13 protein-coding genes are annotated in these 13,504 nt (G+C 64.7%); 7 read left to right on the forward strand and 6 right to left on the reverse strand.

What is annotated here, in order from left to right:
* The first annotated feature begins 141 nt into the window (after window positions 1-141).
* Window positions 142-615 carry a hypothetical protein gene (locus tag B9Z01_RS22255; protein ID WP_085487027.1) on the forward strand — a complete coding sequence of 158 codons (474 nt, stop codon included), beginning with the start codon at window positions 142-144 and terminating at the stop codon, window positions 613-615.
* A 96-nt stretch (window positions 616-711) separates the two neighbouring features.
* Here B9Z01_RS22255 and B9Z01_RS22260 read toward each other — a convergent pair whose 3' ends face one another.
* Complete coding sequence (locus B9Z01_RS22260) at window positions 712-1,602, reverse strand: LysR substrate-binding domain-containing protein (protein WP_085487029.1); 891 nt, start codon at window positions 1,600-1,602, stop codon at window positions 712-714.
* A 123-nt stretch (window positions 1,603-1,725) separates the two neighbouring features.
* Here B9Z01_RS22260 and B9Z01_RS22265 point away from each other — a divergent pair, with 123 nt between their 5' ends.
* Both B9Z01_RS22265 and B9Z01_RS22270 read left to right on the forward strand, forming a co-directional pair.
* Window positions 1,726-2,568 carry a DMT family transporter gene (locus tag B9Z01_RS22265; protein WP_085487031.1) on the forward strand — a complete coding sequence of 281 codons (843 nt, stop codon included), beginning with the start codon at window positions 1,726-1,728 and terminating at the stop codon, window positions 2,566-2,568.
* Between the two features lie 95 nt (window positions 2,569-2,663).
* Complete coding sequence (locus tag B9Z01_RS22270; protein WP_085487033.1) at window positions 2,664-3,425, forward strand: SDR family oxidoreductase; 762 nt, start codon at window positions 2,664-2,666, stop codon at window positions 3,423-3,425.
* Window positions 3,426-3,450: 25 nt separating this feature from the next.
* On the opposite strand, the gene B9Z01_RS22275 is transcribed toward B9Z01_RS22270, so the two are convergent.
* The gene (locus tag B9Z01_RS22275; RefSeq protein WP_085487035.1) at window positions 3,451-4,341 is read right to left on the reverse strand and encodes a LysR family transcriptional regulator; all 891 of its coding nucleotides are present in this window, start codon (window positions 4,339-4,341) and stop codon (window positions 3,451-3,453) included.
* A gap of 150 nt (window positions 4,342-4,491) precedes the next feature.
* Between B9Z01_RS22275 and B9Z01_RS22280 the strand changes: the two genes are divergently transcribed.
* A complete protein-coding gene (locus B9Z01_RS22280; RefSeq protein ID WP_420814710.1) occupies window positions 4,492-6,087 on the forward strand; it encodes an MFS transporter in 1,596 nt (531 codons plus the stop codon).
* A 35-nt stretch (window positions 6,088-6,122) separates the two neighbouring features.
* On the opposite strand, the gene B9Z01_RS22285 is transcribed toward B9Z01_RS22280, so the two are convergent.
* From B9Z01_RS22285 to B9Z01_RS22295, 3 genes are read right to left on the reverse strand one after another with little or no spacing between them, the layout of a single operon-like run.
* Window positions 6,123-6,941 carry an alpha/beta fold hydrolase gene (locus B9Z01_RS22285; RefSeq protein ID WP_085487039.1) on the reverse strand — a complete coding sequence of 273 codons (819 nt, stop codon included), beginning with the start codon at window positions 6,939-6,941 and terminating at the stop codon, window positions 6,123-6,125.
* Between the two features lie 16 nt (window positions 6,942-6,957).
* On the reverse strand, window positions 6,958-8,469 hold the full coding sequence (locus B9Z01_RS22290) for a DASS family sodium-coupled anion symporter (protein WP_085487041.1): 1,512 nt from the start codon (window positions 8,467-8,469) through the stop codon (window positions 6,958-6,960).
* A gap of 42 nt (window positions 8,470-8,511) precedes the next feature.
* Window positions 8,512-9,435: a LysR family transcriptional regulator gene (locus B9Z01_RS22295; protein WP_085487043.1), complete on the reverse strand. Its 924-nt coding sequence runs from the start codon at window positions 9,433-9,435 to the stop codon at window positions 8,512-8,514.
* A gap of 98 nt (window positions 9,436-9,533) precedes the next feature.
* Between B9Z01_RS22295 and B9Z01_RS22300 the strand changes: the two genes are divergently transcribed.
* From B9Z01_RS22300 to B9Z01_RS22310, 3 genes are read left to right on the forward strand one after another with little or no spacing between them, the layout of a single operon-like run.
* The gene (locus tag B9Z01_RS22300; RefSeq protein ID WP_085487045.1) at window positions 9,534-10,838 is read left to right on the forward strand and encodes a CitMHS family transporter; all 1,305 of its coding nucleotides are present in this window, start codon (window positions 9,534-9,536) and stop codon (window positions 10,836-10,838) included.
* Window positions 10,839-10,863: 25 nt separating this feature from the next.
* Complete coding sequence (locus B9Z01_RS22305; RefSeq protein WP_085487047.1) at window positions 10,864-12,222, forward strand: acyclic terpene utilization AtuA family protein; 1,359 nt, start codon at window positions 10,864-10,866, stop codon at window positions 12,220-12,222.
* Between the two features lies 1 nt (window position 12,223).
* A complete protein-coding gene (locus B9Z01_RS22310) occupies window positions 12,224-12,529 on the forward strand; it encodes an AtuA-related protein (RefSeq protein WP_085487049.1) in 306 nt (101 codons plus the stop codon).
* Between the two features lie 24 nt (window positions 12,530-12,553).
* Here the strand turns inward: B9Z01_RS22310 and B9Z01_RS22315 are convergent, their stop codons facing one another.
* The gene (locus tag B9Z01_RS22315) at window positions 12,554-13,264 is read right to left on the reverse strand and encodes a FadR/GntR family transcriptional regulator (protein WP_085487051.1); all 711 of its coding nucleotides are present in this window, start codon (window positions 13,262-13,264) and stop codon (window positions 12,554-12,556) included.
* Between the last annotated feature and the right edge of the window lie 240 nt (window positions 13,265-13,504).

Raw genomic sequence — 13,504 nt, forward strand, 5'->3', positions numbered from 1 at the left:
CGGTTGTGAATGCTCCAGTGGCAACGATCGGCACGATTATGAACCGTCGCCTCCGAAGTGGTCCAATATCTGCGCGACAACCTGCGGTCCCAGTGCGTGGGCTACCGCCAGTCACACAATCTTCCTGTTGAGAGGTGAGCCATGAACTCTGGAAAGCACATCGCGCTGGTTGCCCTCGCCCTTTTCGCTGCGCTGACAAGCGCAGATGCCATTGCTCAGGACACGCCGAATGCTGTCCTGGAGGTAAGCGTGAACGGGACTGTCTACAAAGGCCAGGCGGAATATGAAGCGACTGGCTCCCCCGATTCGGCTGCGGCAATGGAGTTTCTCAGGCAGAACTCCATTCACCTGCTGCCCGGTGGTACGGCACAGCTGAAGGTCGACCTCGTCGGTGCGGATGGGTCGAGGACTGACGTTACCGACGACACCGACACGCACTACGCGGCCGTCACGAACTGGAACCTCGATGTGTCGGCCACGGGGGTCGTCACACAGAGGGCCGACCCGAAATATTCCGCGGCTAATGCGAAAAACTCAAAAGACGGACAAATAATCGTCTGGTACAAGAAAGGCACCACCTTAGGCTTCAACGCCATCGAAGTGATTATCGACTAGCGGTGGCCGAATGCGCCGGCTGAAAACCCGGTGCCTGACGGAATGCGAAGACAGAATCTGACGAAAGCGCGACCGTGCGCAGTCGCGTTATTCCATTCATGAACACGTGCCCTCGCGTTCGAGCCATGAACCGAACAGCACGACCAGTTCATCGCCAAACTTTTCATCCGGAACGTAGGTGCAATAGCTGCGCGATGGCAGACGAGGACCGGCGAACGGTGCGACAAGCCGGCCAGCGGCGAGATCGTCGGATACCAGCGCAGTCGGCCCCATTGCGATGCCGATTCCGTCGATGGCAGCCTGCAAGGTCAGGTAGAAGTGGTCGAAGGTCAACGCCGCAGCCGGCCTCAGGGCAGGAATCTGCGCGCTCGCCAGCCAGTCGGGCCACAGCCGCGGAAGGCTCGAGGTATGCAGCAACGTGTGTTGTCGCATATCGCCCGGCGATCGAAGCGGCAAGCGCTGCAGAAGCGCCGGGCTACAGACCGGAAGCCTTTCCTCGGAGAGGAAAGGCCGCATCGAGTAGCCGTAGAACGTGTCCGGACCACCCCGGATGATGATGTCGTAGTTTTCTTTCAGGCTCTCCAACGGCCCGTTCGACGTCTCCACCTTGACCTCCACGTCGGGATGCTCAGCGCGGAATTTCGCCAGCCTCGGCACCAGCCAGCGCAACGTGAAGGTCGCGGGCGCGTTCACGGACAGTGTCCGGGCGACCGTTTCGGGCACACCGTATCTCGCGGTTGCCTGCGAAAGCCGTTCGAACAAGGGGCCGATTTCCTCCAGATAGGCCTTCGCCGCCGGCGTCGGCTTCACGCGCCGGTTTTGCCGTTCAAACAACGCTGCGCCGAGCCATTCCTCCAGCAGGCGCACGTGCTGGCTCACCGCACCTGGAGTCACGTGCAGCTCCGCGGCGGCTTCCTTGAAGCTGCCGAGCCGACCGGCAGCCTCGAAGGCTCGCAAGGCATTGAGCGGGGGCAATAGCCGTTTCATTGGAAAGAGTTTTTCTAACGTGATCTCTCAATTTATCTGGTTTGTCGGCGAGTCTCAAGATAGATATTCTTCCTGCTGCGTCATCAATGAAATCTCCCGCTCCCTTTCCGGCCCGCAATCCCCATGCTCAGTCATACCGGCGGTACCGTGCTCTTCGCCGCGCTGCTCCACGCGAGCTGGAACGCGATGCTGCACGGCAACCGCGACCGGTTTTTGTCCATGACGTGGATGAGCATCGCCATCGCGGTGGTTGCCACGTTCGTTGTCCTGTCCACTCCCTTGCCGGCTAGCGCCGCGTGGCCTTACATCGTCGCGTCGGGGCTCGTGCATATCTTCTACAACGTGAGCCTCGTGCGGTCGTATCGCCGCAATGACCTGGCGCTGGCGTACCCGATCGCGCGAGGCTCATCGCCGCTGCTTGTCACGCTCGGCGCGGCGCTCTTCGCGCATGAAGCGATCGGCGTTCTGCACGCTCTCGGGATCGTGATGGTATCGGGCGGGATCATCGCGATCGCGCTGCAGGGTCGTCATGTGTCGCGCGCGGGTGCGTTGGCTGCGCTGACGACCGGTGCAACGATCGCGCTCTATACCGTGATCGACGGCATAGGCGTGCGGTTGTCCGACGGCCAGCCGCTTAGCTACACCGCATGGATGTTCCTGTTCTATTGGCTGATGCCGGTGCTATTCGTCGCGCTGCGTGGGCTCGCGCCGCTATGGACGCCGGTACGCGCCGAGCCGCTGTCGATCGCCTCGTCGCTGGCCGGCGGGCTAGTGTCGATCGCGGCGTATGGCATTGTGATCTGGGCGCTGCAGTCGGGCGCGATGGGTGCGGTATCGGCGTTGCGCGAGACCAGCGTGGTGTGCGCGGTAGTGATCGGACGGGTGTTTCTGCGCGAAGCGGTGAGTGGAGCGCGCTGGCTCGCCTGCGTGGTCGTCGCGGCCGGAGCGGTTTGTCTGGGGCTTTGACATGCCCTGAAGCGCATCATTCGTTTCTCGTGCGTCATCGTTCAATCGATCGCAGCCCTAAATTATTGTCCCGTCACCACATGAAGGTTCGCTAAATGAATACCGTCCCGCAGGCTCCGCTAATTCTGATAACGGGTGGAGGTCGTGGTGTAGGCGCGGCGACTGCGCGTCTTGCTGCCGCACAAGGCTACGACGTAGCGATGAGCTTCGTCTCCAACGAATCAGCCGCCCTTGCGGTGGCAGCCGATGTAGAGGCGATGGGGCGCCGGGCGTTACCCGTGCGCGCGGATAGCGCGGATCCAGGGCAGGTCGCTCAGCTATTCGCCGCGATCGACCGGGAGTTCGGCCGGATCGATGTGCTGGTGAATAACGCCGCGATAATTGCGCAGCAGTCCCGGCTGGAGGATCTCGAATTCGAGCGGATGCAACGTATCTTCGCGGTCAACTCGATAGGCCCTATCCTCTGTGCACAGCAAGCGGTGAAGCGGATGTCCTGGCGTCACAATGGGCGGGGCGGCGCCGTGATCAACATCTCATCGGCGTCGGCCCGGCTCGGCAGTCCAAACGAATATGTCGACTACGCCGCATCGAAAGGCGCCGTTGAAACATTCACTACCGGCTTTGCAAAAGAAGTCGCGCGGGATGGCATACGCGTCAACTGCGTTCGCCCTGGGCACATCTACACTGACATGCATGCGAGCGGCGGAGAGCCTGGACGGGTGGATCGCGTCAAGGACTCGATTCCCATGGGAAGAGGCGGTCAGCCTGAAGAGGTTGCGCGGGCGATCCTATGGCTGGCAAGCGCCGAGGCTTCGTTCATTACCGGCACGTTCCTCGATGTCACGGGCGGCAAGTGAGCGGTTTTTTTTGCGGCGTCTTGCGTCATGGTTCCGAAAACAGGTGCTCGCACATGAAGTCGACGAAAACGCGCAACCTGGGCGACAGTTGGCGGCTCGACGGCCACAGGATCGAGAACTGGCCGGGCGGGATGGTGTGATTCTCGAGCACGGTGACGAGCGTACCGCTTGCAAGCGCGTCACGCGCGAGGAAGTCCGGCATGAAACCAATCCCGAACCCTGCGATGACTACACCACGCAGCGCTTCCATGTTATTGCAGGTCATCGCAGTGCGCAGGTTCGGCGGCTCGCTGCCGTCGTCCGCGAGCGTCCACGGCTGCAGCTTGCCGGTGGTCGGGAACCGGTAGCGCACGCAACCGTGTGCGGCCAACTCGGCGATCGTGCGCGGCAGGCCGGCGCGCGCCACATAGTCGGGCGACGCGCACAGCACGAACCGGAACGGACCAAGCCGACGCGACATCAGACTCGAATCGGTGAGCGTGCCACTGCGGATCACCGCGTCGAAACTGCCCTCAACGACATCGACGAGACGATCGTTGAAATCGAGGTCGAGCTCGACGTCCGGATAGCGCGCGCCGAATGCCGGCAGCACCGGCAGCAGGAAACGATAGCCGATCACGGGCAGGCTCACGCGCAGCCGGCCACGCGGAGTTTGAGCAGCCTTCGACAACATCATCTCCGCGTCTTGCAGTTCTTCGAGGATTCGCTGGCAGCGCTCGTGGAAGTGCCGCCCTTCTTCCGTCAGCGTCACGCGACGTGTGGTTCTGTGAAACAGCCGTACGCCGAGGGAGTGCTCGAGCTTTGCGATCGTCTTGCCAACCGCCGATGCGGAGACGCCGAGCTTGCGTCCGGCTGCGACGAAGCTGAGTGCCTCCGCGGTGCGCACGAATGCCACGATGCCGTTCAGGTTATCCATGCCGTTTCCATCCTCGCTGATCCGATCTATTGCGGAATGTAAATCCGTTATTTGCGGAATGATAAGGACTTTTTCGTAGATTGAATCCAGATTATCGTCTGTCGCTCTATCTGGCGCGCTTCGTCACGGCGCGCCGGTATTCCAGGAGCAATGATGGACACTACGAATTCTTCCGGCTCGACCCGGCGGCTCGCCGTGCTCGCCGCCGTCTGCGTGGCCGCGCTCGCGCTGCCGCTTTCGTTCTCTGCTGGGGCGGTCGCGACGCCGGCGATCGGTCGCGATCTCGGTGGCGGTCCTGCGGCGATGAGCTGGATCACAAACGCGTTCATGCTCGCGTTCGGCAGTCTGCTGATGGCGGCGGGCACGCTCGCGGACCGGTTCGGCCGCAAACGGCTTTTCATGTATGGCGTCGCGGCCTTTGCACTGAGTTCTCTCGCGCTTGGTTTTGCGCCGTCGATAGTCGTCGTCGATCTGCTACGCGCGGCGCAGGGCGTCGCGGCCGCCGCGGCGCTCGCGGGGGGCACGGCAGCGCTCGCGCAGGAATTCGACGGCCATGCGCGGACCCGCGCATTCAGCGTGCTGGGTACGACGTTTGGGATCGGTCTTGCATTCGGACCGGTGCTTGCCGGTTGGCTGATCGCGCAGTTCGGCTGGCGCGCGATCTTCGCGACAGGCGCGCTTGCGGGTGTGCTGTCATTCATATTCGGCGTGCCGCAGATGCGCGAGTCACGCGACCCGAATGCACGTCGACTCGACTGGGCGGGCGCGGCCACGTTCACCGCCGCGCTCGCGTGCTTCACGTGGGGGGTGATCGAAGCACCATCGCGTAACTGGACGTCGCTGCCTGTCGTCGCGCTGCTAACTGCTTGCGTCGCGTTCGCGATTGCGTTCGTCGTCATCGAGACGCACACCGAGAGACCCATGCTGGACCTCTCGCTATTCCGTTACCCGCGCTTCATCGGCGTGCAGGTATTGCCGATCGCAACCTGCTACTGCTACATCGTGCTGCTCGTCCTGCTGCCGCTGCGCTTCATCGGGATTGACGGATTCGACGAGATTCATGCCGGCTGGCTGATGCTTGCGTTGTCGTCGCCGATGCTGGTTGTGCCGTTCGTCGCAGCCACGCTGACCCGCTGGATGTCGGCGGGCGCGATCTCGGGGCTCGGGCTTGTCATCGCGGCCGCGGGGCTGCACGCGCTCGGCAGCGCGCTGCGCATCGGCACTGGGTCGAGCGCGATCGTGCCGATGCTCGTAATCGGCGTCGGCGCGGGGCTGCCGTGGGGGCTAATGGACGGACTATCGGTAAGCGTCGTGCCGAAGTCGCGTGCCGGAATGGCAACGGGTATCTTCAGCACCACGCGAGTCGCGGGCGAAGGCGTCGCGCTTGCGGTCGTGAGCGCGCTGCTCGCCGCTCTCGCGCAGGGCAACCTGCACGCGGCGGCGCCAGCCGCGGCGCCAGCTGCTCTCGCCGAGGCGGCCGCGCGGCTCGCAACAGGAGACCTCGCGCACGCCGCCGCGAGGCTGCCGGAGGTTGCGCAAGCGACTCTCCAGGCCTCCTATCATGCGGCGTTCGGCCGGCTGATCGACGGGCTCACGGTCATCACCTTGCTTGCTGCGCTCGCGGCGTTCGCGTTCCTGAGCCGGGTCCGCGCGCAAGACGAACCCGTCGTCGCGAAGTCGGATGACGCGCACGCGGCCCGCTCTTTATCAACAGTTTGTGTCGACGGGCTTGTTGATAGGCGTTGATAATCTGCTGGTTCTGTAGCTAGTTCGCCAGCACTTCAACCAGCGATCCGCCGCAGAAACTCGAGCACCACGCGATTGAACTGCGCCGGCCGTTGCAGCGGCGCGAAATGGCTGACACCCGGCAGCATCACCAGTTGCGCGCCGGGAATGCTGCGCGCGAGATAGTCGGCGTGTTCGGGCTTGATGAACTCGTCGTGCTCGCTCTGCACGACCTCGACCGGCACGCGGATGCGGGCAAGATCCGCCGCCGAATAGTTGGGCTGCGTGCGCATCATCTCGCTGACCGCGGCGACGAACGCGTCGAAGTCGCTCGGCGTCGCCGAGAGGCTCGCGTAGTCCTTCGAATGGCGGCCGAAGCAGCGGTCGATCACCGGCGTCGGCACAAACGGCTTCGTGCCGCTCGGGTCCATGTTGCAGCCGAAGAAAAACACGCCTGCCACGCGCTCGGGTGCGAGCGACGCCAGCACGAGCGAGACGCACGCGCCGTCGCTCCAGCCAACCAGCGCCGCTTTGTCGAGCCGCAGCGCGTCCATCACGGCGAGCACGTCCGACGCCATCAGCTCGTAGCGATAGGGTCGCGCATTGCGTGTGCTGCGGCCGTGGCCGCGGCTATCGATCACGACGACGCGATGTCCGGCGCCAGTCAGCGCGGGCACCTGATAACCCCAGTTGCCGCTATGCCCCAAACCACCGTGCAGCAGGATCACGGGCGCGCCCGAGCCATACGACGCATACCAGATGCGCGCGCCGTCATGCTCGACGTGGCCGCTTTCGTTCGCAGCCGGAAGCGGCGCGGCGCCGTGCGAGGCGAAGTGTTCGAGGGTGTCGTCGTGCTGCTGGGGAGTGGGGTTCATCGTGGTCTCCGAAATTTCATAGCCAGCCGAGCCAGTGCCACCACGTCGCCGCAAACAGCAGAAGCAGCCCATACCCGACGATCGTCAGCACGATGCCGACGCGCGCGAACTGGCGCGCGTTGAAGGTATCCGTGGCGAGGCACACCATGTTTTGCGGCGCGTTGATCGGCAGCACGAAGCCGAAGCTCACGACGTAGCCGAGCAGCATCGTCATGCCGAGCCGGCTGAAGTCGCCCTGCATCGATTGCAGCACCGCGATCAGGATCGGCAGCATGGCCGAGGTCAGCGCTGTCGCGCTCGCGAAACCGAGGTGAATCACGATCAGGAACGCGGACAGGATCGCGAACGCGGTGAACGCGCTCGCGCGATCGAGCCCGGTGTGATGCGCGACGAGGTCGCCGAGCCACTGGCCGGCTGTCGTCGTGAGCAGCGCGGTGCCGAGGCTGATGCCGACGCCGAACACGATCACCGTGCCCCACGGAATGCGGCTTTGCACGGTCTTCCAGTCCATCACGCCGATGCGCGGCAGCATCAGGATCACGAGGCCAATGTAGGTGACCGACGTGGTATCGAACGGATGCAGCTTGCCTTCGGTCGCCCAGAAGAACAGCAGGCCGATGGCGACGCCGAGCAGGCGCTTCTGCGGACCGGTCATCGGCCCGAGTTCGCGCAGCGAGCGCGCCACGGCTTCCTTGCCGCCGGCGATCTGGTCGGTTTCGGGCGGCAGCATCTTCAGCACGATGAAGAGCAGCGCCGCCGACATCGCGATCGCCCACGGCGCGCCCGCGATCAGCCAATCGAGCCACGTGATGCGCGCGCCGAGCATCTTGTCCATGAAGCCGACCGTCAGCAGATTCTGCGCGGCGGCGGTGAGAATGCCGACGTTCCAGATGCTGGTCGCCTGCGCGACCACGATCATGATGCCGGCCGCGATATTCGAGCGTTTGTCGACGCCGAACGCCGAGATCACGCCGATCATGATCGGCACGACGCAGGCGCTGCGCGCGGTCGCGCTCGGCACGACGAGCGACAGCACGATCGTCACCGCAATCGAGCCGATCAGGATGCGCCGCGTGGTCGTGCCGATCAGCGACAGCGTGACGAGCGCGATGCGTTTGTCGAGGCCGGTGATCGTCATTGCCGCGGAGATGAACAGCGCGCCCGCGACGAGCGCGAGCGCCGAATTCGAGAACCCGGCGAGCCCCATGCTGATCGCGGCCGAGGTGCCGTACGTGACGCTCGGGTCCTTGATGGTCGGCGCGGTGCCGATCAGAAACGCAATCAGCGACGTGATGATGATCGCGCTCGCTTCGTACGACACGCCCTCGGTCAGCCAGACCACCACCGCGAACGCGAGAATCGCGAGCATGCGATGCCCGGCGGGCGGCAACGTGGCGGGCAGCGGCAGCAGCAGAACCACGATCAGCGCGACGACGCTCGCGATCAGGCCGATCGGCACACCGTGCCTGACGGGCGCGGAGCCCGTGGAGCCGGGGCTGGGTTGAGCTTCGGGTTTCGATACGCTCATGCTTGTCGCTCCTTGCCAGGGAATGTCGCAACCGCTGTTGTATCACGCCATCGGTTTCCGTTCGAAGGCGGCATCGGCGCCGAGCCGCTCGAGCAGCATCGCGACGAACGTTTCCGTGACCGGCGGCAAGGTCCTGCCGCGCTTTCTGATGAGCGCGATCGGCCGCGTGAACGCGGGGTCGTCGATCGGCCGCGCGACCAGCTCGGGCTCCGCGCGCACCTCGCGCGCCGACTCTGGAAGGATCGTCACGCCGAGCCCGGCGCGCACCATCGCGACGGCGCTCATCATGTAGGTCGGCTCGCAGGCGACCTGCGGCACGCATTGCACGTTGGCGAAGGCGCTGTCGACGACCGCGCGCACGCTCGTGCCCTGCGCGGTCAGCACGAGCGGCTCGGCGGCGAGATCGGCGAGCGTGATGCGCCGGCGCCGCCGCGCGAGCGCATGCTGCTTCGGCAGCACTACGACGAGCCTGTCGAGGCCCGCATGCAGCACCTCGAGCCCGCTGTCGTTCAGCTCGCCGCCCGTGAGCCCGATATCGGCCTCCTCATTGCGCACGAGCGTATTGACCATGCTCGCGACGACGTCGCGCACCTCGAAGCCGACGCGCGGCACCGCCTTCTTCAGCTTCTGCACGAGTTCGGGCAACACGCTCGCCGCGAACGTCGGCAGACACGCGATGCGCACCGTGCCGCTCGCGCCTTCGCCGAGCGCGCGCGCATCGAGCAGCACGTGCTCCATGTCGTACAGCGATTTCTGCAAGACGGGCAGCAGCTCGCGGCCGGTCGGCGTGAGCGCGACGTTGCGGCTATTGCGGTCGAACAGGCGCAGGCCGACCGTTTCCTCGAGCCGGCGAATCTGCACCGTCAACGCCGGTTGCGACAGATGCAGCCGCGCCGCCGCGCGCGTGAAGCTGCCCGTTTGCGCGACCGCGATAAACGCGCGGATGTCCCGCAGATTCAGATCCATGATGATTTGTGATTGCTGCAATCAATTCATTTCAATTGCTTTATTGCTGCACCGAACTTACGCTCGATCACACTAAAAAACAACCTGGAGACAAGCACATGCTGCCATTGCTGGGGCTGGCTACCATCGTCGTGCTGCTGGGCGCGATCCTGTCGAAACGGATGTCGCCGCTCGTGGCGCTCATCATCGTGCCGCTCGCGGCGTCGCTCATCGGCGGCTTCGGCTTGCAGACGAGCAAGTTCGTCGTCGACGGGCTCAAGAGTCTCGCGCCCGTCGTCTGCATGTTTGTGTTCGCGATTCTGTACTTCGGCACGATCACCGATGCGGGCACGCTCGATCCGATCATCGAGCGCATCCTGCGCGCGGTCGGCACGCGGCCCACGCGCATCGTCATGGGCACCACGCTGCTCGCTTTGCTGATTCACCTCGATGGCTCCGGCGCGGTCTGCTTTCTCGTCACGATTCCGGCGATGCTACCGCTCTACGATCGTCTGAAAATGGACCGGCGTGTGCTTGCGGCGGCGGTGTCGATGGCGGCCGGCATCAACTTCCTGCCGTGGACGGGGCCGATGATCCGCGCGTCCGCGTCGCTGCATCTACCGATTTCGGCGCTGTTCAATCCGCTGATTCCAGTGCAGGCGATCGGCCTCGTGTTCGTGTTCTCGATGGCGTACTGGCTCGGACGGCGTGAGGAAAAACGTCTCGGCCTCACCGCAGCGGGCGGTTCCGTGCCGATGCCGCAACGCGAACTGACACCCGAGGAACAGGCGCTGCGCCGCCCGCAGAACTTCTGGTTCAACATCGTGCTCACGCTCGTCGTGCTCGGCACGATGGTCGTGATGGGCGAGAAGATTCCGCCCGCGATCATGTTCATGGTGGGTCTGTGCATCGCGTTGATGGTCAACTATCCGAACGTCGACATGCAGCGCAAACGGATCGATGCGCATGCGCGCGCCGCGCTGATGATGGCCGGCATCCTGCTCGCGGCCGGCGTATTCACGGGCGTGATGCAGGGCAGCGGCATGCTGAAGGCGATGGCGCAGGCCGCGGTCGGTTTCGTGCCGCCCGCGATGGCGAGCCATATTCCGGTCGTGCTCGGCGTGCTGTCGATGCCGCTCAGCATGCTGTTCGATCCCGACTCGTTCTATTTCGGCGTGCTGCCGGTGATCGCCGAAGTGGCGGGGCAACTCGGCGTGCCCGCGGTGCACGTCGGCCAGGCTGCATTACTTGGGCAGATGACCACGGGCTTTCCGGTCAGCCCGCTCACGCCCGCGACGTTCCTCGTGGTCGGCCTGTGCGGGATCGATCTCGCCGATCATCAGAAATTCACGTTCCCCTTGCTGTTCGGCGCGTCGATCGTGATGACGATCGCCTGCGTCGCACTCGGGATCTTTCCTCTCTGAGCCTCACTGAACGGATCTGACCAGCATGACAGCCACTGAACCACAACGTGTCGTGCGCATCGGCGCGGGCGCGGGCTATTCGGGCGACCGCATCGAACCGGCGCTCGAACTCGCGGAGCGCGGCAAACTCGACTACCTCGTGTTCGAATGCCTCGCCGAGCGCACGATCGCGATCGCGCAGCAGGCGCGCAGCAAGGACCCGGAGCTCGGCTACGACCCGCTGCTCGAAGCGCGCATGCGCGCGGTGTTGCCGGCAGCGGCGCGCAACGGCGTGCGCATCGTGTCGAACATGGGCGCGGCCAATCCGCTCGCGGCGGCGCGCAGGACCGCGCAGATCGCGCGCGAGCTGGGCCTCGGCAACCTGAAGATCGCCGCGGTGACCGGCGACGATGTGCTCGATGTCGTGCGCGCGGGCGATTTCCACTTCGTCGAATCGGGCGAGGCGGTTTCCGTCTACAAGGACCGGCTGATCTCGGCGAACGCCTATCTCGGCGCGAGCGGCATCGTCGATGCGCTCGCGGCTGGCGCGCAGATCGTGCTGACCGGGCGCGTCGCCGATCCGTCGCTGTTCGTCGCGCCGCTCGTGCACGAATTCGGCTGGCGCATGGACGACTGGCCGATGCTCGGCCAGGCGACGGTGATCGGCCATCTGCTCGAATGCGCGGGGCAGATCACCGGCGGCTATTTCGCGGACCCCGGCTTCAAGGACGTGCCGAATCTCGCGCGGCTCGGCTTTCCGATCGCCGAGGTCGGGCAGGACGGCACGGTGGTCATCACGAAGCTCACGCAAAGCGGCGGGCTCGTGACCGAGGCGACCTGCAAGGAGCAGTTGCTGTACGAGATTCACGATCCGCGGCGCTATCTGCAGCCGGACGTGGTCGCCGATTTCTCGCAGGTGCGCGTCGAGCAGCAGGCGCCCGATCGCGTGCGCATCACGGGCGGCAGCGGCGCCGAGCGCACGGGGACGCTGAAGGTATCGGTTGCGTATTTCGACGGCTTTATCGGCGAAGGGCAGATTTCGTACGGCGGACCCGGCGCGCTTGCGCGTGCGCGGCTCGCGCTCGACATCGTGCGCGAACGGCTCGCGCTGACCGGCGTGCAAACGCGCGAGCTGCGCTTCGATCTGATCGGCGTCAATGCGCTGCATGGCGACACGGTGGCGGCCGCTTACGGCGAACCGTACGAAGTGCGCGCACGCGTGGCGGGGCGTACGGCATCGCTGGCGGAGGCGGTGCGCATCGGCAACGAGGTCGAGACGCTGTACACGAATGGACCGGCGGGCGGCGGCGGCGTGACGAAGTCGGCGCGCGAGGTGGTCGCGGTGCAGTCGGTGCTGTTGCCGCGCGAGCATGCGACGCCGGCTTTTTCGCTCGTGGAGGTATGAGATGAAACTACGTGAACTGGCTCATTCGCGCACCGGTGACAAGGGCAACACGCTCAATATCTCGGTGATTTGCCATGACGCGCGGCATTACGAGCGGCTGCGTGATGTGCTGACGCCCGAGCGGGTCAAGGCGCATCTGCGCGACGTGGTGCGCGGCGACGTCGTGCGCCATGAGTTGCCCGGCCTTGCCGCGTTCAACTTCGTGCTCGGCGATGCGCTCGGCGGCGGCGTCACGCGTTCGCTCGCGCTCGACGCGCACGGCAAATCGCTGAGTTCGGCGTTGATGGACCTGGATGTGGGGGAGTGAGCGAACGATCCGCCGCGAACCTCGTCAGGCTCCCGCCTTCGTCAGCTCATGCGCGCGGCGCAGCCGCTCGCGGCTATTGCTCAGATGCATGCGCATCGCGGCGCGCGCGTCGTCGGCATCCTGACGCTCGATCGCGCGATAGATCATCAGGTGCTCGCTGAGCACGTTACGCAACACCTCGATATGGTCGAGCTCCGCGATCTCGGCGGAACCGAGCCGCGTGCGCGGACTGACCGAGCGGCCGAGCTGGCTCAGCACGTCGAAGAAATAGCGGTTGCCGCTCGCGCGCGCGATCTGCAGATGGAACTCGATGTCGTGCGCGAGCGTGTCGGTACTGCCGCGTTCGAGTTCGGACTCGAAGCGGCCGAGCGCGGTGCGAATCTGCTTGAGATGCTGCTCGGTGCGTCGCGACGCGGCGAGCGCGGCCGCGGCGGCTTCCACGTCGATACGGAATTCGATGATCGCCATCACGTCCAGCATGCTGGAGAGGTCGGCGGCGGGCAACTGCATCGGCTTTTCGGCGGCCTGCGCGAGCACGAACGTGCCGATACCGTGCCGCGTCTCGACGACCCTGGCCGCCTGCAGACGCGAAATCGCTTCGCGAACCACGGAGCGGCTGACGGAGAGCTGCTTCATCATCGCGACTTCGGTGGGAATGCGATCGCCGGGCCTCAGGGCGCCGCGACGGATTTCATCGGAAAGGGTGGCCACCACCTTCTCAGTTAGGCTGCTCATTTTTGTGGCTTGTCGACTGATTTTCAGCAAAGTATTGCACAGGACTTTACTCGATTCTCGTGCGTTCGTTGGCGCCGGTGCGCTGGACTGCTTCTGGTTATGGAATGGGCTGCTGCCGTGCCGGTCATTTGCTCGCTTCATCCACGAAGAATTATAGTCATCAGACGTCCTAGTTCAAATGAAATTGGCTCTTTTGATCTCTGCTGCGTGTCAGTGAGGTCTATATTCTGCGGGATAATT

Origin of the sequence: Paraburkholderia susongensis, from assembly GCF_900177725.1 — a bacterium.
Lineage (GTDB): Bacteria > Pseudomonadota > Gammaproteobacteria > Burkholderiales > Burkholderiaceae > Paraburkholderia > Paraburkholderia susongensis.